The sequence below is a fragment of the Acidithiobacillus marinus genome, from assembly GCF_002847505.1.
Classification (GTDB): Bacteria; Pseudomonadota; Gammaproteobacteria; order Acidithiobacillales; family Acidithiobacillaceae; genus Acidithiobacillus; species Acidithiobacillus marinus.
On sequence record NZ_MXAV01000004.1, the window covers coordinates 254738 to 272040 of the forward strand.

Annotated in this window: 22 protein-coding genes; 12 read left to right on the forward strand and 10 right to left on the reverse strand. The window is 56.9% G+C overall.

Annotated elements, in window-relative coordinates:
- Window position 1 precedes the first annotated feature (1 nt).
- From B1757_RS01945 to B1757_RS01960, 4 genes are read left to right on the forward strand one after another with little or no spacing between them, the layout of a single operon-like run.
- Window positions 2-346 carry a hypothetical protein gene (locus B1757_RS01945; RefSeq protein WP_101536701.1) on the forward strand — a complete coding sequence of 115 codons (345 nt, stop codon included), beginning with the start codon at window positions 2-4 and terminating at the stop codon, window positions 344-346.
- On the forward strand, window positions 343-1215 hold the full coding sequence (gene sucD / locus B1757_RS01950) for a succinate--CoA ligase subunit alpha (RefSeq protein ID WP_101536702.1): 873 nt from the start codon (window positions 343-345) through the stop codon (window positions 1213-1215). Before B1757_RS01945 ends, sucD begins: the two co-directional genes overlap by 4 nt.
- A complete protein-coding gene (locus B1757_RS01955; protein WP_101536703.1) occupies window positions 1215-2876 on the forward strand; it encodes an NAD+ synthase in 1662 nt (553 codons plus the stop codon). Before sucD ends, B1757_RS01955 begins: the two co-directional genes overlap by 1 nt.
- Entirely contained in the window at window positions 2863-3201 is a 339-nt protein-coding gene (locus tag B1757_RS01960; protein ID WP_101536704.1) for a P-II family nitrogen regulator, read from the forward strand. Before B1757_RS01955 ends, B1757_RS01960 begins: the two co-directional genes overlap by 14 nt.
- Before the next feature lie 59 nt (window positions 3202-3260).
- On the opposite strand, the gene B1757_RS01965 is transcribed toward B1757_RS01960, so the two are convergent.
- The gene (locus tag B1757_RS01965) at window positions 3261-4010 is read right to left on the reverse strand and encodes an outer membrane protein assembly factor BamD (RefSeq protein ID WP_101536705.1); all 750 of its coding nucleotides are present in this window, start codon (window positions 4008-4010) and stop codon (window positions 3261-3263) included.
- 28 nt (window positions 4011-4038) lie between these two features.
- Here B1757_RS01965 and rluD point away from each other — a divergent pair, with 28 nt between their 5' ends.
- The 8 genes from rluD to def are packed head-to-tail and all read left to right on the forward strand — an operon-like array spanning window position 4039 to window position 9760.
- Window positions 4039-4998, forward strand: coding sequence for a 23S rRNA pseudouridine(1911/1915/1917) synthase RluD (gene rluD, locus B1757_RS01970; protein WP_101536706.1), 960 nt, complete (start codon window positions 4039-4041; stop codon window positions 4996-4998).
- A complete protein-coding gene (gene pgeF / locus B1757_RS01975; RefSeq protein WP_253253656.1) occupies window positions 4988-5737 on the forward strand; it encodes a peptidoglycan editing factor PgeF in 750 nt (249 codons plus the stop codon). The genes rluD and pgeF overlap by 11 nt, the downstream gene beginning before the upstream one ends.
- 6 nt (window positions 5738-5743) lie before the next feature.
- On the forward strand, window positions 5744-6295 hold the full coding sequence (locus B1757_RS01980) for a cupin domain-containing protein (protein ID WP_101536708.1): 552 nt from the start codon (window positions 5744-5746) through the stop codon (window positions 6293-6295).
- Window positions 6292-7464: a RuBisCO large subunit C-terminal-like domain-containing protein gene (locus B1757_RS01985; protein WP_101536709.1), complete on the forward strand. Its 1173-nt coding sequence runs from the start codon at window positions 6292-6294 to the stop codon at window positions 7462-7464. The genes B1757_RS01980 and B1757_RS01985 overlap by 4 nt, the downstream gene beginning before the upstream one ends.
- Window positions 7464-8120, forward strand: coding sequence for an HAD-IB family phosphatase (locus B1757_RS01990; protein ID WP_101536710.1), 657 nt, complete (start codon window positions 7464-7466; stop codon window positions 8118-8120). The genes B1757_RS01985 and B1757_RS01990 overlap by 1 nt, the downstream gene beginning before the upstream one ends.
- The gene (gene mtnB / locus B1757_RS01995) at window positions 8110-8733 is read left to right on the forward strand and encodes a methylthioribulose 1-phosphate dehydratase (RefSeq protein ID WP_101536711.1); all 624 of its coding nucleotides are present in this window, start codon (window positions 8110-8112) and stop codon (window positions 8731-8733) included. Before B1757_RS01990 ends, mtnB begins: the two co-directional genes overlap by 11 nt.
- Complete coding sequence (locus B1757_RS02000) at window positions 8730-9251, forward strand: glycine cleavage system transcriptional repressor (RefSeq protein ID WP_101536712.1); 522 nt, start codon at window positions 8730-8732, stop codon at window positions 9249-9251. The genes mtnB and B1757_RS02000 overlap by 4 nt, the downstream gene beginning before the upstream one ends.
- Complete coding sequence (gene def / locus B1757_RS02005) at window positions 9251-9760, forward strand: peptide deformylase (RefSeq protein WP_101536713.1); 510 nt, start codon at window positions 9251-9253, stop codon at window positions 9758-9760. The genes B1757_RS02000 and def overlap by 1 nt, the downstream gene beginning before the upstream one ends.
- A 43-nt stretch (window positions 9761-9803) precedes the next feature.
- Here the strand turns inward: def and rfbB are convergent, their stop codons facing one another.
- The 9 genes from rfbB to B1757_RS02050 form a co-directional block, all read right to left on the reverse strand.
- Window positions 9804-10931 carry a dTDP-glucose 4,6-dehydratase gene (gene rfbB / locus B1757_RS02010; protein ID WP_101536714.1) on the reverse strand — a complete coding sequence of 376 codons (1128 nt, stop codon included), beginning with the start codon at window positions 10929-10931 and terminating at the stop codon, window positions 9804-9806.
- A 20-nt stretch (window positions 10932-10951) separates the two neighbouring features.
- Window positions 10952-11821: a dTDP-4-dehydrorhamnose reductase gene (gene rfbD, locus B1757_RS02015; RefSeq protein WP_101536715.1), complete on the reverse strand. Its 870-nt coding sequence runs from the start codon at window positions 11819-11821 to the stop codon at window positions 10952-10954.
- 33 nt (window positions 11822-11854) lie between these two features.
- Window positions 11855-12361: a hypothetical protein gene (locus B1757_RS02020; RefSeq protein WP_101536716.1), complete on the reverse strand. Its 507-nt coding sequence runs from the start codon at window positions 12359-12361 to the stop codon at window positions 11855-11857.
- Window positions 12361-12693 (reverse strand): DUF3579 domain-containing protein, encoded by a 333-nt coding sequence (locus B1757_RS02025; RefSeq protein ID WP_101536717.1) that lies wholly within the window; start codon window positions 12691-12693, stop codon window positions 12361-12363. The genes B1757_RS02020 and B1757_RS02025 overlap by 1 nt, the downstream gene beginning before the upstream one ends.
- Window positions 12694-12756: 63 nt before the next feature.
- Window positions 12757-13305 (reverse strand): dTDP-4-dehydrorhamnose 3,5-epimerase, encoded by a 549-nt coding sequence (gene rfbC, locus B1757_RS02030; RefSeq protein WP_101536718.1) that lies wholly within the window; start codon window positions 13303-13305, stop codon window positions 12757-12759.
- A complete protein-coding gene (gene rfbA / locus B1757_RS02035; protein ID WP_101536719.1) occupies window positions 13302-14186 on the reverse strand; it encodes a glucose-1-phosphate thymidylyltransferase RfbA in 885 nt (294 codons plus the stop codon). Before rfbA ends, rfbC begins: the two co-directional genes overlap by 4 nt.
- Window positions 14176-15081 carry a UTP--glucose-1-phosphate uridylyltransferase GalU gene (gene galU / locus B1757_RS02040; RefSeq protein WP_101536720.1) on the reverse strand — a complete coding sequence of 302 codons (906 nt, stop codon included), beginning with the start codon at window positions 15079-15081 and terminating at the stop codon, window positions 14176-14178. Before galU ends, rfbA begins: the two co-directional genes overlap by 11 nt.
- Window positions 15082-15161: 80 nt before the next feature.
- On the reverse strand, window positions 15162-15851 hold the full coding sequence (locus B1757_RS02045) for a DUF502 domain-containing protein (RefSeq protein WP_101536721.1): 690 nt from the start codon (window positions 15849-15851) through the stop codon (window positions 15162-15164).
- 63 nt (window positions 15852-15914) lie between these two features.
- Window positions 15915-17303, reverse strand: a complete 1389-nt coding sequence (locus B1757_RS02050) for a sigma-54-dependent transcriptional regulator (RefSeq protein ID WP_101536722.1) — start codon at window positions 17301-17303, stop codon at window positions 15915-15917.

Below are 17303 nucleotides of genomic sequence, written 5' to 3' on the forward strand. Positions count from 1 at the left end.
GGTGTCCATCAATATTCTCTGGTTGCAGCGTTTGTGGCCGGTATTGCGCAATTCCGGTCCGTTGATTACCCGTCTGGCTGATGTCTACGTCAAACGGGGGGCCGATCAAAAATCGGCAGAGCGTATGGCGGAAATGGCCGTGCTGCTCGACCAGATTCTCGATGAGCGCCTGAAAACCGTGGCCCAGGTGGACGACCTGGAGCATCTCCGGCAAGACTTTGCGGACCTGCGGACAGCTCTGAATCGAGTCCATCCCCCGGTGCGACGTAATCCCTACATACTGCTTCTGTTAGTGGGTGAAGCCGTGATAATTTTGCTGCTGATTCTGATTTTGGTGCATATATGAGCATATTGCTGTCTCGTGATACCCCCATTATCTGCCAGGGTTTTACTGGCAAACAGGGAACCTTTCATTCCCAGCAGGCCATAGCTTATGGTTCGCGGATGGTCGGCGGAGTGACTCCCGGTAAAGGTGGCAGTCGTCATCTGGACTTGCCGGTGTTCGATACGGTGGTTGATGCTGTCCGGGAAACGGGTGCTGAGGCCAGTGTCATTTACGTGCCTTCGCCCTTTGCCGCCGATGCCATCATCGAAGCGGCCGCTGCCGGTGTTGAGTTGATTGTCTGCATCACCGAGGGTATCCCGGTGCACGACATGCTCATGGTCAAACATTACCTGGCGGGCTCTGCGGTACGTCTGATCGGTCCCAATTGTCCGGGTATCATTACTCCGGGACAGTCGAAAGTCGGAATCATGCCCGGTTCCATTCACCGCAGCGGCAAGGTCGGCATTGTGTCCCGTTCCGGAACCCTGACCTATGAAGCCGTGGAGCAGACCACCCGTCTGGGTCTTGGACAAAGTACCTGTGTGGGTATCGGTGGGGATCCCCTGATCGGCATGAGTTTTGTCGAAGTGCTGGCGCTTTTTGAAGCGGATCCGCAAACCGAACTGATTATCATGGTCGGGGAAATCGGTGGGCGCATGGAGGAAGAAGCAGCACAGTTCATCCAGTCCCAGGTGCGCAAGCCGGTGGTCGCCTTTATCGCCGGGTCCACGGCGCCCAAGGGCAAGCGGATGGGACATGCCGGAGCGATTATTGATGGCAATGCCGGCACAGCTGCGGCCAAATATGCGGTTCTGGAAGCCGCTGGTGTGCATTGTGTGCATTCTCCGGCGGAACTGGGTGCACGGGCTGCGGCCTTGCTGGAGGGCTGATGCGCGTCGCTCTGGCGCAGTGTAATGCCTGGGTCGGTGATATAGACCGCAATGTGGCCATGATTCTGGCGGCAGCCCAGGAGGCCAGAACGGCTGGTGCCGATTTGCTGGTGACCCCGGAGCTGGCCTTATGTGGTTACCCCCCCGAAGATTTACTTTTGCGCGAGGATTTTCTGCAGAGCTGCGATGAGGCTCTGCACTTGCTGACATTGCAAGCGCCCTTGCCGGTGTTGCTGGGGCATCCCCAACGGATCGACACCAAGCTTTACAACAGTGCCAGTTTGTTGCGGAATGGACAGGTCGAAGCGGTTTATCACAAGCATTGTCTGCCCAACTATGCGGTTTTTGACGAATTGCGTTATTTCACACCTGGGACGCAATCGCTCACATTTACTTGTGCGGGCATTTCTTGCGGGGTGGCGATCTGTGAGGATGTCTGGTGTGGGCCGGCAGTGGCCGAAGCCAGCATTACTCAGGGGGCAGAGTTATTGCTGGTACTCAATGCCTCCCCTTATCACCGCCACAAGCAGGGAGAGCGGGAGTCCCGCCTGGCTGCTCTGGCGATCCAGACAAAGCTGCCCATCTGTTATGTGAATCTGGTGGGAGGACAAGATGAACTGGTGTTTGACGGGCGCTCTTTTGTGCTGGATGCCTCGGGTCGGCTGGAAAGCCGGGGGCCGCTATGCCAGTCGGCTCTGCTGCTAACGGATTTTGCACGCAGCTCCCAGGGGCTGAAATTGAAAAGTGAGACGCCTCCCGTCGATTTGGAGGATATGGTCGCCGAAGTTTATGCCGTGCTGACCCTGGGAATTCGCGATTATGTGCGTAAAAATCATTTTCCCGGCGTGGTGCTGGGCCTCTCGGGAGGGGTCGATTCAGCGCTGACTCTGGCTATTGCCGTCGATGCTTTGGGGCCGGAGCGAGTCCATGCCCTGATCATGCCCTCCCGATATACTGCCGCCATGAGTGTGGAAGATGCGGAGGCCGAAGCAGAAAGCCTGGGCGTCTCCCATGATTTGCTGTCCATCGAACCGGTTTTTCAGGCCTATTTACAGGAATTGTCCCCCTTGTTCGCCGGGCGGGCCCCGGATACCACCGAAGAAAACCTGCAGGCGCGGGTTCGTGCCGGTTTATTGATGGCCTATTCCAACAAATTTGGTCATCTCTTGGTCACGACCGGCAATAAAAGTGAAATTGCCGTGGGTTATGCCACTTTGTATGGCGATATGGCGGGTGGTTTCGCGATCATCAAGGATATTCCCAAAACTTTGGTGTATCGCCTGGCCCGTTATCGTAATGCGTTGTCTGAAGTCATTCCCGAGCGTGTGCTGAACCGGGCGCCGTCCGCCGAGCTGGCTCCGGATCAGCGTGATCAGGACAGTCTGCCGGACTATGCAGTGCTGGATGCCATCATTGCCGCTTATGTAGAAGAAGATTGCTCAGCCGAAGACCTGATGGCTGCCGGCTACGCTGCTGATATGGTCAGGCGGGTACTGCGTTTGATAGATCGTGCCGAATATAAAAGAAGACAAGCCGCTCCCGGTGTCCGTATCAGTTCCCGCGCATTCGGGAAGGATCGGCGCTATCCTATTACCAACGGCTACGCTTCCTGGGGTGGCCACCATAAGCTGAACGAGGAGCAACAACATGAAGAAAATTGAGGCAATCATCAAGCCATTCAAGCTGGATGATGTGCGCGAAGCATTGCAGGAGATCGGTCTGGCGGGCATGACGGTGACAGAAGTGAAAGGCTTCGGGCGTCAAAAGGGCCATACTGAATTATATCGGGGCGCAGAATATGTAGTGGACTTTTTGCCTAAGCTCAAGCTGGAAGTGGTCGTGGACGATGAGATGGCGGATCGTGCCATTGAAGCCATCGAGCAGTCTGCGCGCACCGGTAAAATTGGCGATGGCAAGATTTTTGTGAGTGCCGTGGAAAGAGTGATTCGCATCCGCACCGGCGAAGAAGGACCGGAAGCTGTCTGATTCAGGCTGGTGCAGGGCAAGTCGGGCGCAATGAACCGTGCCCGCCAACTGCCCCTATTTTATCCGTTGTTTTTGCCGAGATCTCCCAGGTATTTACTTTTGGGATAGTTATACGCCAGCACCTTGTAGACAGTTTCTGCCTGATTATGCAGATTCAAGTGCCGGTAGGAACGGACCAGATAGTAGAGGGCTTCCTGCCGTGCCGGACTGAGCTGGAAGCGGGTTACCACGGTATTACAGCGGTTGGCTGCGGCCACGTAAGCGTGGCGCACGTAATAGAACTTGCAGATATCGAGATTACGTTTGCCGAGAATATCGATGATTTTGGCCATGCGCAGGCGAGCATCCACGGCATAGGCGCTGTGCGGCCAGCGTTTGGCCAGAGTATCAAGCGCATTGAAGGCTTCTTCGGCCGGTTTGGGATTCCATTCGGCGCCCTGGATGCCTTCATAATAGGCAATGCCTTTGAGATACCAGGCATAATCCACATGGGGATTGGCCGGATGTAGTTTGATAAAGCGCTCGGCCGCTGCTGCTGCCGCATCGGAATCCCCGCTCTTGTAGTAGCTGTAAGCTGTATCCAGTTGCGCCTGTTCGGCATAAGGGCCATAAGGATAGCGGGTTTCCAGCGCTTCATAGTGGCGGATGGCCGCGCTGTAATCACCGCGTTCCATGGCTTGTTTGCCCGGCTGGAACATGGCGGCGGCGGATTCGTGATTCAGTGCAGCCTGATCATCTTTGTGGGGATTGCTGGCACAACCGGCCAGAAGGGCAGTGCAACAACAGGTAACAAGTAAGCGTTTGCGCATGAAGGACAATAGTCTATAGTGGCGAGCCATGAGCGATGATACTACGGGACTTTCGATGATTTTGCCAGTGGATCAAGCCGGTGAACGACTGGATGCGGTGTTGAGTGCCCTGCTTCCGGATGTCAGCCGTAGCCGGATCCAGGCCCTGCTGAAAGACGGGCATATTCGCGTGAATGGCACGGCGGAAAAACCCAGCCTGCGCATTCAGGGAGGCGAGGCGGTAGATATTGACTGGCCGGAAAGTGAACCCAGCGTTTGGGTGGCCCAGGATATTCCCCTGCATATTGTGTTTGAAGATGCGCAGATTCTGGTCCTGCACAAGCCGGCCGGGCAGTTGACCCATCCCGGTGCAGGCCATGCGGACGGTACGCTGGTGAACGGTGTGCTGGCGCATCTGCCGGAGAATGCCTATCTCCCCCGGGGGGGTATTGTGCATCGTCTTGACAAGGACACTACCGGGCTGCTGGTGGTTGCCAAAACCGAAATGGCACGGCAATCCCTCATTGATCAGTTGGGTGACCATACCATGCATCGCGAATATCTGGCGCTGGTGAATGGCCCGATGACCGGCGGTGGACGGGTGGATGAACCCATCGGCCGCCATGCCCATGATCGCTTGCGGATGACGGTCCGGGCAGACGGTCGTCCTGCCCAGACGGATTTTCGCCTAGTCGAACGCTTTCCCCGCCATAGTTATTTGCGCTTGCGTCTGGCCACCGGGCGCACCCATCAGATTCGCGTACACATGGCGCATCTGGGGCATGCATTGGTCGGCGATCCCGTTTATGGGGGGCGGATGACGGTGCCTCAGGGGCTGGATGCCGAGGGCTTGGCGTATTGGCAGCAGTTTCGGCGGCAGGCCCTGCATGCCTGGCGGCTGAAGTTGTATCATCCGGAAAGCGAAGAACTCATGAGCTGGGAAAGCCCACTTCCCGAGGATATGGAAAAACTGCTGGATGTGTTGCGGCAGGTCCGCCGTGCGCGCTGACTCCGGTCCCATCCGGATACCTGACTGGCCCCTGCCCAAAGGCGTTCGTAGTGCTTTTACCCTGCGCTACGGTGGATACAGTGGTGGCCCTTATGACAGCTTCAACCTGGGCGATCATGTGGGTGATGATCCCGAGGCGGTGGCGAAAAACCGACAGCATCTCGTCGCGTTGCTGAGTTTGCCGAGAGAGCCGCAGTGGTTGCGGCAGGTGCACGGTACGGAACTTTTGCAGATATGTGCTGATTCACCGGCCTGTGCTGACGCCGCAGCCGATGGAGCAGTGACGCACGCTGCCGGTTCGGTGCTGGCGGTGCTCAGCGCAGACTGCCTGCCGGTACTGGCTTGTAGTCGTGACGGACAGCATCTGGGGGCTTTTCATGCCGGTTGGCGGGGCCTGCTGGCCGGGATTCTCGAAAAAGGTGTGGCTGCTTTGGAGGTGCCCGGCGAGGAAGTTCTGATATACTTGGGACCAGCCATTGGCCCGGAGTCTTTTGAAGTGGGTCCGGAATTGCGGGCGGCTTTTCTGGCGGAGGATCCCGGTTCTGAGAGTGCCTTTCGGCCGGGCCAGGGGGATCGCTGGTGGGCCGATATTTACCAGCTGGCCCGGCAACGTCTGCAGCGCGTTGGGGTGACCGCCATTTATGGTGGGGACCACTGTACTTTCAGTGATCGCGATTTTTTTTCGTATCGACGTGATGGCGTCACTGGACGAATGGCATCTTTGCTCTGGAGGGAATGAGTCATTATGGCAACTTTGCGCAGAGCCGGTGATCCGGCATTGGTGTCAGATCCGGCGACTATCGCTGAAGTATTGGCAGGGCTGGGGGTCATACTCGAAACGCTGCCCGTGCCGACTGACGGGCAGACCCTTGCCTTGCTGGCTGCACCCGAACTGGATGACGCCGAACAGGCCCGGCTGCTGGAAGGGCTGGATGGCGTTTTCCAGCGCCTGCAGACAGAAAAAGGCTATCAGGAACGGGATCTGGTGGTGCTCTACCCGGGGCATCCCCAGCTGGAGACCCTCAATACCCGTTTTCATCGCATCCACACCCATGATGATGAAGAGGTCCGCTATATTGTCGATGGTGAGGGGGTGTTTGGTTTTGTATTGCCCGATGACTCCCAGGTTGAGCTGACCGTGGTAGCAGGTGATTATATTCATGTGCCTTCCCATGTGGAGCACTGGTTTCGCCTCAATCAGCGGCAACGGATCAAGGCGGTACGCTATTTCAGCGCCCGGGGCGGCTGGACACCTCTGTACACCGATCGGCCCCTGCAGGAATTCGCCCACCCATGAGCCACGTGATCGAAGTGGACTACCAATTCCCTGCGGGTGTGGATGCCGCCCGTCAGGCCCAGGCCATCGCCATCGGGCAGACGGCGGGAAGCTGGGACGCCCGCTTTCAGCACCGGGAGGCGCAGCTGCGTGGGCATCTGGCCGAGCTGCGGGATATTCGCAGCTTACCTTCGGGGCGGCAGCTCGTGACCATCGCCTTTCCGGCAGAAAACGTCGATGGCCGCATGGGCAGTCTCCTGACCATGATTTTCGGCAAATATTCCCTGGCCGGTCCAGCCAAGGTGATGGCCATCCGCCTGCCTGTGGATTATGGGCAAGCCTGTCGTTTTGGTCTGGCGGGTATCCGCAAAAAACTCCATGTGGCAGAACGCCCTCTGATCATGGCTATTTTCAAGCCTGCCCTGGGTTTGAGTGCCGAGGACCACGCTGAAATTCTGGCCGAAGTGGCCATGGCGGGTCTGGATATCATCAAGGATGACGAAATTCTGCCCAATCTTCCCTCGGCAGCCACCCTGGCCCGCTGGGAAGCCTGTGTACCGATTATCGAAGCGCGCCGGGATCGAACCGGACGGGACCTGCTTTATGCCATGAACCTCTCCGGGGATGCCCGGCAGGTTCAGGATCTCGCCCGGCAACTGGTGGCCCGGGGTGCCAATGCCCTGCTCCTGAATGTGCTGACCTACGGATTCCCGATCTTGGAAGCCCTGGCCGCCGATCCAGAGGTGAACGTCCCGATTTTCGCCCATCCCGCCTTGGCGGGAGCCTGGTGTGCTGCCCCGGATCATGGTTTTGCCTATCCCGCCCTGCTGGGCACGGTCATGTCCTACGCAGGCGCAGATGCGGTGCTGTATCCCGCCCATTATGGCAGCCTGCCTTTTCCGGAAACTGATGAGCAGGGCATTGTTCAGGCCTTGCGGGCCAGGGACGTGGCTCCGGTACCCTCGGCGGGCGTGCATCCCGGTATGCTGAGTGCCATTCTCAAAGATTACGGAAAGGACGTTATTCTCAATGCCGGAACGGGCATCATGGATCATCCCATGGGGCCTGCCAGTGGTGTGCTGGCCTTCCATGAGGGGCTGGAGCGCTGGCAGGATGGTGCCTCCTGGCAGCTCTCCGATCTGCCCGCCGGACCCTTGCGTGCGGCCGTCGAAAAATGGGGGAATGCCTGATGTTCGCGAAGGCCATTTTTTGCGATTTTGACGGCACCATCACCGAAACAGAAATATTTGTTGCCTTGATGCGCCATTTTGCGCCTGAGTCCGCCGCCGCCATTCTGCCGGAAATTTACGCGCAACGCCTGAGTTTGCGAGAAGGTTTGCCCCGCGTATTAGAGGGCATTCCCTCCCGGCGCTGGCCGGAAATGGAGGATTTTGTGCGAGATACCGCCTTGCGCCCAGGCCTGCCCGCCTTGCTGGATGCGGCTCGCCGGGCCGAAGTGCCGTTTATTGTCGTCACCGGCGGTTTTACGCGTATGGCGGAAATCGTCCTGGCGCCTTATCGCAGGGCCATTCACGCCATTCATGGTCTGGAAGTGGATGTTTCCGGACCGACCCTGCGGGTTTTTTCACCTTGGCAGGATGCCCAGGAACTGGTCGCCAAACGTCAGGTCCTCGATCACTATCATTCGGCTACCGCCGTGTGTATCGGGGACTCCATTACCGATCTGCGGGTGGCCAGAGACTGTCCACTGGTTTGTGCCCGGGATCGTCTGGCCCAGTATCTGGAGGCGGAAGGCAAGGCCTTCATACCTTTTGAAACCCTTGATGATGTGAATACGGCACTGGCAAAACAGGGGTGGTGGCAGGAGCAACATCATGCACAGTGAAGATGTCCGCCAGCAACTGGCGCAGTCGGCGCGCAGCTTTTATGAACGGGGCTGGATGCTGGGAACCGCCGGCAATTTATCGGCGCGTGTGTCCGATGCTGCCTTCTGGATTACCGCCAGCGGGCGGCCCAAAGACTTGCTGACCCCGGATGATTTTGTGTCCGTGAATCTGCAAGGGGAAGTGCTTTCTGCTCCGGCCGGTCGCAAACCTTCCGCAGAAACATCCATTCATCAGGTGATTTATCGCCATGTCCCTGATGCCCGGGTGGTTTTTCATGTGCACTCCATCGAAGCCAATCTCTGCGGACATTTTGCCCGGAATGGACAGTTGCGTTTGCCGCCCTTGGAGATGCTCAAGGGCTTGGGCGTTCCCGATGCCGAACCCGAGGTGGATCTTCCGGTGTTTACGAATCATCAGAATGTGGCCCGGATTGCCGAAGATATGGATAAAGCCCTTGCGCAATCCCTCCCCCGGGTGCCCGGTGCCCTGATTCACCAGCACGGGGTGACCGTCTGGGGACAGGACCTGCTCTCCGCTCGACATCATCTGGAATTACTGGAATATTGTTTTCGTTATCTCGTACAGGCCAAAGCTATAGGAGTTCAGGCATGAGTCAAGCGCTTCTCACCGTCATTGGCGAAGATCGTCCCGGAATCGTCGCAGCAGTCACCCAGGCGCTGTTTACGGCGGACTGCTCCATTGGTGATGCCTCAATGATGCGTTTGGGTGGATATTTCACCATCATGCAGGTCATCGATTACAGCCGGGATCTGGGTTCGGTGGAAATGGCCCTGGACCCCGCCATCAAACGCCTGAATTTGCGGGTGCATCTGGATCCGATTCCCAGTGTGGCTGTCACCGCAGCGCTGCCCAATACCCGGGTCACGGTTTACGGTGCCGACCATCCCGGTATTGTCGCCGGAGTAACCGGCGCCCTCGCAGCTATCGGCTTTAATGTGATTGATTTGGAAAGTGAAAGTTCCGGCAGTGCTGAGCGGCCCCTCTATGTCATGGTCATCCAGGGTTATGCGCCTGATGGTATTGAGAGCGTGCGCCAAGCGGTCCTGCCCTTACGGGAAAAAGAAGGCATTGAAGTGGGGGTGCATCCCCTGGAAGCGGCGGTTTTCTGATGGCCGTTCTGCCCATTCTGACTTATCCGGATGCCCGTCTGCAGCGCAAGGCCGAAGCGGTGCAGGTTTTTGACGATGCATTGCAACAATTTGTCCGTGATTTGACGGAAACCATGTATGCCGGTCCCGGAGGGGTGGGTATTGCCGCCCCCCAGGTGGATCGTCCCCAGCGTATTGTGATCGTCGATGTGCGCCCCAAACTGGGCGATAATTGCCACGGCCTAATGGTACTCATCAACCCGGAACTGCTGGCCTGGGAGGGCATGGCGGTGGGGCGAGAGGGATGCATGTCCGTGCCGGATTTCACCGGTAATGTCATCCGCGCCGAACGCATTCAGGTGCAGGCTCAGGATGTGTTGGGTCGAGAACGCAGCTACGAGTGTGAAGGCTTTGAAGCCCGGGCCGTGCAGCACGAAATGGACCACCTGGACGGTTTTTTGTTTCTGGATCGCCTGGTATCGCGCAAAACCGACTTGTTCCGGCGCAAGAATTACCAGAAATCCCGATAGATTATAGGGCGTTGGGTATTGCTGGGCGGGAGGGCTATGGCCCTCATCCTGCTCCGTACTGCTGATCCAACCAGTTCCGGTAACTGCCATCCATGACTTGCTGCCACCACTGGGGATGCTCCAGATACCAGAGGATGGTGTCCTGGATGCCGGTGGGAAAATCCACGGCGGGCTCAAAGCCCAGTTCGCGGGTGATTTTGCCGGCATCTATGGCATAACGGCGGTCATGACCGGGACGGTCGCGGACGTACTCGATCAGCTCCGCGCTTTTGCGCTCCAGTGCAGGTGCAGCCTGAGGATATTGGCTGGCCCAGCGCGGCTGGCTGGCAAACAGATCATCCATACTCCGACAGATCAGTTGCACAATGTCCAGATTGGTCCATTCATTACAGCCGCCAATATTGTAGCTCTCGCCTTCCTGACCCTGCTCGAGAATAGCGGCGATTCCCCGGCAGTGATCTTCGACATAGAGCCAGTCGCGGATCTGCTGGCCATCACCATAAATGGGCAGGGGCTTGTTGTGCAGAATGTTGACAATGATGAGGGGAATGAGCTTTTCCGGAAAATGAAAGGGGCCGTAATTGTTGGAGCAATTGCTGGTGGTGGTGCTCAGGCCATAGGTATGCTGATAGGCGCGGACCAGGTGATCGGAACCGGCCTTGCTGGCGGCGTAGGGAGAATTGGGAGCATAAGGGGTATCTTCGCGGAAAGGCGGATCCTGGGGGGCGAGGGTGCCATACACCTCGTCGGTGGAAATGTGATGAAAGCGATGGGGGACAGGGCCGTCCGGGTCGTCCAGCCAGAGGGCTTTGGCGACCTTGAGCAGGGTATGGGTGCCGACGATATTGGTCTGAATAAAGGCGTCGGGATCATGAATGGAGCGATCCACATGACTTTCTGCCGCAAAATGCACGATGACGTTAATGGCATGGCTGCGCAGGCTGTTTTCTAGCATCATGGCGTCATTGATATCGCCATGCACAAAATGAAAACCGGGGTGCTTTTCCAGTCCCTCCAGATTATGGCGATTGCCGGCATAGGTGAGGGCATCGAAGGCGATCAGTGTCCCCTGGGGGTGCGTGGCCAGCCAGTGATGACAGAAATTGCTGCCGATGAAGCCGGCGGCACCGGTGACCAGCAAGCGCTTTTCGGCAATGGATGTGGTGCTCATGGGGGTGGGATCTCCTGTCTTTATTCTGAATCTTTGTCGGCCAGCATCTGGCGAAGGGCCTGTCGCCAGTGGAGCGCGGCGCCCAAGGCGGCATAGCTGACACTTTTATCCAATACTGCACAAGCGGGACGACGAGCAGGGGTGGGATAACTGCTGCTGGCAATCATCTGAATGGGAATGCTGCGGGGAAGCAGGCCCAGAGTCAGGGCTTCTTCCTGGATAGCGACAGCAAAGTCATACCAGGAAGCGACTCCTCCGTCCGTCCAGTGCTGGATGCCGTGGAATTCAGGTTGTTCGGCTGCCCGCCAAATGGCTGCGGCCAGTCCTGCCGCCCAGGTCGGACTGCCCAGTTGGTCTCCCACCACGCCCAGGCTCTCTTTTTCCTTCATCAGCCGTAGCATGGTTTTCACAAAGTTTTTACCGTGTGCGCTATACACCCAGGCAGTTCTGAGAATCAGCACTTTATTGCCCAGGATACGTTCTACTTCGACCTCACCAGCCGCCTTGCTGGCCCCGTAAATCCCCAATGGTCGGCGCAGACTATCGGTAGGGTAGGGGGTAGGCCGGTTGCCGTCAAAGACGAAGTCGGTGGACAGGTGAATGAGTCGAGCGTCCTGTTCTGCAGCCGCTGCGGCGCAATGGGCGGCTCCATCACGATTGATGGCGTAGGCTTTTTCCGACTCAGATTCGGCCAGATCCACCGCCGTGTAGGCAGCAGCGTTGATGATCAGATCGGGATGAAATGCGGCGGCTATCCTGGAGACCTGTTCCTGGTTGCTGATATCCGCCTGGCTGCGCGACAGAGCCAGCAGCTCGGCAGATTCGGGAAGCTGGCGCTGTAGCTCCCAGCCGACCTGACCGTTAGCTCCGAAAAGCAGTACCCGCTGCATGCAACTTCTCCCTTGTTTAATAAGCCCGTTAATTCAGTCAGAACGTCCCGTTGGCGCGTACAAGAATTCATAAAAGTTATCCATGGCCATCCCCTGGGTGTCATACCCTGTCACCCGGACCTGATTATTTTTGATACCTACGACCACCATACAGGCCCGCTGTTTGGGGAGTTCTTCAGGGGCAACAAAAGCAGGACGTTTTTGTCCGCAGGCAGGGTGGGGATATTCCTGATTCAGGCGGGTGATGAGCTGGTCAGCAATCAAACGGGCCTGTTGCGAGGATCCTGCGGCAAAAGCGCGATGATCCTGCCAGGCCCTGGTGATGGCGCTGCGGACATCTGCTGAACTGGCCGAAGCCATGGCTTCCTGGTGCAACTGATCGAGCGTTTCCAGAGCGGCATAGAGGTCTGTGCGGGCGCTGCTCTGCTGATCGATGACATGCACACTGAGAATAACGGCGAATAGGCCATAAATGACGATGACCGCTACCAGCGCCCAGGCAAAACGGATCTGACTGGATTTTTCGGGGCGTCTGGTCATCAGAAAGGACGCCGCTGCGCCGGACGCGCTCGGCGCCGGCCAGGGCTTTTTTGTCGGTCGCTGATGCTGCCCTCCTCGTGACGGACCTGCAAGCGATTTTCTGCGGCAAAGCGCATGATTTCCGCGAAGGCTTCGGGACGAATCTCTTCCAGGCTTTCATCCATGATGATGGCCGCATTGCCATTGATGTTGGCGGGCTCAATCAGAGGCAGATAATGAATTTTGTGATCGGCACCGAAATGGGCAAGGCCCACGCCCTCAATAAGCATTTCTGCCCAGGCCGAGGGACGGAACTTACCCCCGCTTTCGGTTACCCCGTCAATGATGATCATGGATACCGCTGCTCCTCGGGAAAGTGGGCGATGATACCGCTCTTTGCGCAGACAATGAAGGGGTCACGAGTAGGTGTCTGCCTTGTTGAAAGCACAACCGGCGGCATCTTTGGCGGCCAACTGCGGCATGGAGCCTGCCGCCATCGGCCAGGCTACAGCGATATCAGGATCATTCCAGATGATGCAGCGTTCGGCTTCCGGAGCATAAAATTCGGTGGTTTTATAGAGAAAATCGGCCATGTCGCTCTGGACGTAAAAGCCGTGGGCAAAGCCTGGAGGTACCCAGAGCATCTGGTGATTTTCGGCAGAAAGGGTGGCGCCGACCCACTGCCCGAAAGTGGGGGATGAGCGGCGTAAATCAACGGCCACATCAAAAACGGCACCGGAAACCACTCGCACCAGTTTCCCCTGGGGCTGGTGAATCTGGTAGTGCAGGCCGCGCAGTACCCCTTGTTGAGAGCGACTGTGGTTGTCCTGCACAAAATCGAGCTGCAATCCGGCCTCGGCAAACTGCCGCTGGTTCCAGCTTTCCATGAAGAATCCTCGACTGTCCCCAAATACCTTGGGGGTGATGAGTAACACTTCGGGAATGCGTAATTTTTCAATTTTCAAAACAGCTTTCCTTCTTCGAGAAGGCGCAACAGATATTCACCGTAACCACTTTTTTTCAGGGGTTCAGCCAGGCGGCTTAGCGCTTCTGCGTCAATATAACCCATACGATAGGCGATTTCTTCGGGGCAGGCGACTTTCAGACCCTGACGCTCTTCCAGGGTGCGAATGAACTGCCCGGCATTGAGCAGATCAGCATGGGTGCCCGTGTCCAGCCACGCTGTGCCTCGTCCCAAGACTTCCACATGCAGGCGCTTTTGTTCGAGATACAGACGATTGAGGTCAGTGATTTCCAGTTCTCCGCGTGCCGAAGGGCGAATTTCCCGAGCCATGCGACTACCATCGGCATCATAAAAATACAGCCCGGTTACAGCGTAAGAAGAGCGCGGTTTGGCCGGCTTTTCTTCCAGACCAATGGCAATGCCCTGACGATCAAACTCCACCACACCATAAGCTTTCGGGTTGGCGACGTGGTAGGCAAAAATTGTTGCTCCATCTTCAGACTGATTGCATAACTGCAAGGACTCGCTGAGATCATGACCATAAAAGACGTTATCGCCGAGAACCAGCGCCGAAGGACTCTCCGCCAGAAACGCTTCGGCGATGAGCAGGGCCTGAGCAAGCCCATCCGGCCGCGCCTGTTCGGCATAGCAGAAATCCAGGCCCCACTGCTGACCATCCCCGAGGAGCTGCTGAAAACGTGGCAGGTCATTCGGAGTGGAAATAATCTGGATTTCGCGGATGCCGGCCAGCATCAGCGTAGCCAGTGGATAATAAATCAACGGCTTGTCATACACCGGCATCAACTGTTTACTGACCGCCTGAGTGAGGGGATACAGCCGGGTGCCGGAACCCCCGGCAAGGAGAATCCCCTTACGCTGCATTGCCAGCCTCGACGTCTTTGCATTGGCTATGACAGAGATCGTTCATGTATTCAGTAAATTCGGCACCGACTTCGGCATGCCGTTTGCCAAAAGCGATGGTCGCCTTGAGATAACCCAATTTGTCGCCACAATCAAAGCGCTCGCCGGCAAAACGGTAGGCCAGCACCTGACGTTCGTTGAGGAGATGAGCTATGGCGTCCGTCAGCTGGATCTCGCCCCCGGCGCCTTTTTGGGTTTTTTCAAGAAAATGAAAGAGACGCGCCGGGAGAATATAGCGACCCACGACGCCCAGATTGGAAGGCGCTTTCTCTGGTTTCGGCTTTTCGACAATGCTGCTGACCTGAAAAATCCGTTCGTCCCAGGGGCGGGCATCCACTACGCCGTAGCGGGTGGAGTGTTCACGGGGGATTTCTTCGACGCCCAGAATCCCGGCCTGATAACGATGGTGTTGTTCGACCATCTGTGCCAGTACGGGCGGTTCTCCGAGCATGAGATCGTCGGCCAGTAGTACGGCAAAGGGTTCATCACCTACCACCGGTTTGGCCATCAGCACCGCATGACCAAGACCCAGGGGATAGGGCTGACGTAAAAAAATGGTGCTGACATGGCGGGGCAAAATACTTTGCACTTGTTCCAGGAGTGCTTTCTTGCCGCGTTTTTCCAGTTCGTTTTCCAGTTCGTAAGAGACGTCAAAATGATCTTCAATGGCGCGTTTGCCGCGACCACTGATGAAAATCAGCTGATCGCAGCCGGCCGCAATGGCTTCTTCGACGGCGTACTGAATGAGTGGCTTATCCACAACCGGCATCATTTCCTTGGCGCTGGCTTTGGTGGCAGGCAAAAAACGGGTACCTAATCCAGCCACGGGGAACACTGCTTTACGGACTTCAGCCATGGTTCATCTCCTTTATGAATGAGGCGAGTATAACCAAGACCACCCGTTTGCCGCAAAGCGACAGGAGTTCTTGAGTGAATTTATGAAAGCCCGTCTGCACCAGATTCCGGGATTTCCGGAGTGGTAATGTTTTCGGGCTTCTCCCGAGAAATTTTTCCACCCCCCACTCCGCCAGCCATGGCAAAGCGTAAAGCCTGTTGCGGGGTCATGTCCGGCAGTGGAATGATTTTTTCGCGGGGGATCAGGCAGGTGAAGCCACCGACGCCGTAGCTCATGGGAATGAAAACCGCCACGCAATCTTCAGGAAGATGGGGCAGCTCTTGCAGGCTGTCGCGGGTAACCAGCCCGATGATATAGCCCATATCGCCACCCTGGCGCACTAGAACCGCGCTGCGAAAGCCCCGGTCGGCACCGCCGAACAGTAAGCCCACAGTTTCCTGGATCGTGCTGTAAAGGCTGTGCAACACCGGGATCCGCGCCAATGCCTTGTTCAGCCATTCAAAAATCCAGGCAGTCAGGACATGGGAAGCGAGAAATCCGACTCCCAGGATCGTCAGTAAGGTCAATACCAGTCCCAGGCCGGGAATGTCGATACCAAACACCGCCCTGATAGGCGCTTCAAAGAGATTGTTCAGCCAGCCGCCAATCCACAAGACCACATAAATGGTCAGGCCGATGGGCAGGGAGATGAGCAGCCCTTGGGCAAACCAGCGCCGTAAATGCCAATGTTGAAAACGCGGTTTTGGCGTAACCGGTACGGGTAGCGTCATAAGTAAACCATGATGAAAAGATCTCTTGTAGCATAACAAAAAATGGTTGAAACGGGATGCCACTCAAGGCTGATCATCACGTATTTCCGGGCATTTAAAGAGTTGCGGAGCCAGGCCATGTTTGCGCATGAGTTTGTAGAGATCGGTGCGATGCCTGCCGGCAATGCGCGCTGCACGGGAAATATTGCCGTCGGTGGCACGCAGCAGGTTTTCCAGATACACCCGTTCAAAGGCTGTTTTGGCATCCTGTAAAGGGGGGAATGCGCTGAATCCGCCTTGCCTTCCGGCATCGGGAATGGCTTCACCGGCGACCCAGCCCTTTTCGGTGACGGCGGCGGCAAAGCTGACGGCATTTTCGAGCTCCCGCACATTCCCGGGCCAAGGTCTTTGCATCAGTTTATCCATGGCGTCGGGGCTGAAGCCTCGTATGTTGCGATCCAGGCGCTGACTTTCCCGATCCAGAAAATGTTGGGCCAGAAGCAGGATATCTTCGGGTCGTTCGCTGAGACTGGGTACCCGCAGAGGGATGACGTGCAGGCGGTAATACAGGTCTTCACGGAAGGCGCCGCTGGCCGTGAGGGCATGAATATCGTGATGCGTGGCGCTGATAATGCGTAAATCCACGGATAATTCACTTCTGGCTCCAACCGGCCGCAGGGTCCCTTCCTGCAGCACCCGCAGCAATTTGACCTGAAGCGCCAAGGGCAGATCACCGATTTCATCAAGAAACAAAGTCCCTCGGTCAGCGCTGCGAAGCAGGCCGGCATGGTCCTGGGTGGCTCCAGTAAAAGCACCTTTGACATGGCCGAATAGTTCACTTTCAGCCAATTCGGCAGGAATGGCTCCACAATTAACGGCGATAAAGGGCTGCTCGTGACGGGCGCTGGCTTCGTGAATGGCGCGGGCGACCCGCTCTTTCCCGGAGCCGCTTTCTCCAGAAAGAAATACACTGGCTGAGGAAGAGGCTATGCGCGAAATTTCATCGACCAGACTGGCCATGATCGGGCTACGGTGGAGAATACTCTGCCCGGCTTGAGCGCGCAGATCCGCCCGCAATTTGCCCAGCTCGCGACTGGCATGGCGTTGCGCCAGAGCTGCAGTACACAGCGTTTGCAATTCTTCATTGCTGAAAGGTTTGCTGAGATACCCGAAGGCTTGGGCGCGCATGGCTTCTACAGCATTGGGAATGCTGCCATGGGCAGTCAGCAGGATGACGGGTAAATCAGAGTCGCGGGCCTGAACGGTTTCCAGGACAGCCATGCCATCCATGACCGGCATGCGCAAATCAGTAATCAGCACATCTATATTTTCCCGATGAAGTATTTCCAATCCTTGCACGGGATGCTGGCTGCTCAGCACGCGATAATCCTCACTTTCCAGCCACAAACCCAGTAGCCGTAAAAAGTCCGGATCGTCGTCGATGATGAGAATGGTTGGCATGGTTTTCGACAT

Excerpts from the sequence above, each read along its gene's own strand:
- sucD (WP_101536702.1), top strand. The coding sequence starts at position 343 with ATGAGCATATTGCTGTCTCGTGATACCCCCATTATCTGCCAGGGTTTT.
- B1757_RS01955 (WP_101536703.1), top strand. The coding sequence starts at position 1,215 with ATGCGCGTCGCTCTGGCGCAGTGTAATGCCTGGGTCGGTGATATAGAC.
- B1757_RS01960 (WP_101536704.1), top strand. The coding sequence starts at position 2,863 with ATGAAGAAAATTGAGGCAATCATCAAGCCATTCAAGCTGGATGATGTG.
- B1757_RS01965 (WP_101536705.1), bottom strand. The coding sequence starts at position 4,010 with ATGCGCAAACGCTTACTTGTTACCTGTTGTTGCACTGCCCTTCTGGCC.
- rluD (WP_101536706.1), top strand. The coding sequence starts at position 4,039 with ATGAGCGATGATACTACGGGACTTTCGATGATTTTGCCAGTGGATCAA.
- B1757_RS01980 (WP_101536708.1), top strand. The coding sequence starts at position 5,744 with ATGGCAACTTTGCGCAGAGCCGGTGATCCGGCATTGGTGTCAGATCCG.
- B1757_RS01985 (WP_101536709.1), top strand. The coding sequence starts at position 6,292 with ATGAGCCACGTGATCGAAGTGGACTACCAATTCCCTGCGGGTGTGGAT.
- B1757_RS01990 (WP_101536710.1), top strand. The coding sequence starts at position 7,464 with ATGTTCGCGAAGGCCATTTTTTGCGATTTTGACGGCACCATCACCGAA.
- mtnB (WP_101536711.1), top strand. The coding sequence starts at position 8,110 with ATGCACAGTGAAGATGTCCGCCAGCAACTGGCGCAGTCGGCGCGCAGC.
- B1757_RS02000 (WP_101536712.1), top strand. The coding sequence starts at position 8,730 with ATGAGTCAAGCGCTTCTCACCGTCATTGGCGAAGATCGTCCCGGAATC.
- def (WP_101536713.1), top strand. The coding sequence starts at position 9,251 with ATGGCCGTTCTGCCCATTCTGACTTATCCGGATGCCCGTCTGCAGCGC.
- rfbB (WP_101536714.1), bottom strand. The coding sequence starts at position 10,931 with ATGAGCACCACATCCATTGCCGAAAAGCGCTTGCTGGTCACCGGTGCC.
- rfbD (WP_101536715.1), bottom strand. The coding sequence starts at position 11,821 with ATGCAGCGGGTACTGCTTTTCGGAGCTAACGGTCAGGTCGGCTGGGAG.
- B1757_RS02020 (WP_101536716.1), bottom strand. The coding sequence starts at position 12,361 with ATGACCAGACGCCCCGAAAAATCCAGTCAGATCCGTTTTGCCTGGGCG.
- B1757_RS02025 (WP_101536717.1), bottom strand. The coding sequence starts at position 12,693 with ATGATCATCATTGACGGGGTAACCGAAAGCGGGGGTAAGTTCCGTCCC.
- rfbA (WP_101536719.1), bottom strand. The coding sequence starts at position 14,186 with ATGCAGCGTAAGGGGATTCTCCTTGCCGGGGGTTCCGGCACCCGGCTG.
- galU (WP_101536720.1), bottom strand. The coding sequence starts at position 15,081 with ATGGCTGAAGTCCGTAAAGCAGTGTTCCCCGTGGCTGGATTAGGTACC.
- B1757_RS02045 (WP_101536721.1), bottom strand. The coding sequence starts at position 15,851 with ATGACGCTACCCGTACCGGTTACGCCAAAACCGCGTTTTCAACATTGG.
- B1757_RS02050 (WP_101536722.1), bottom strand. The coding sequence starts at position 17,303 with ATGTCGAAAACCATGCCAACCATTCTCATCATCGACGACGATCCGGAC.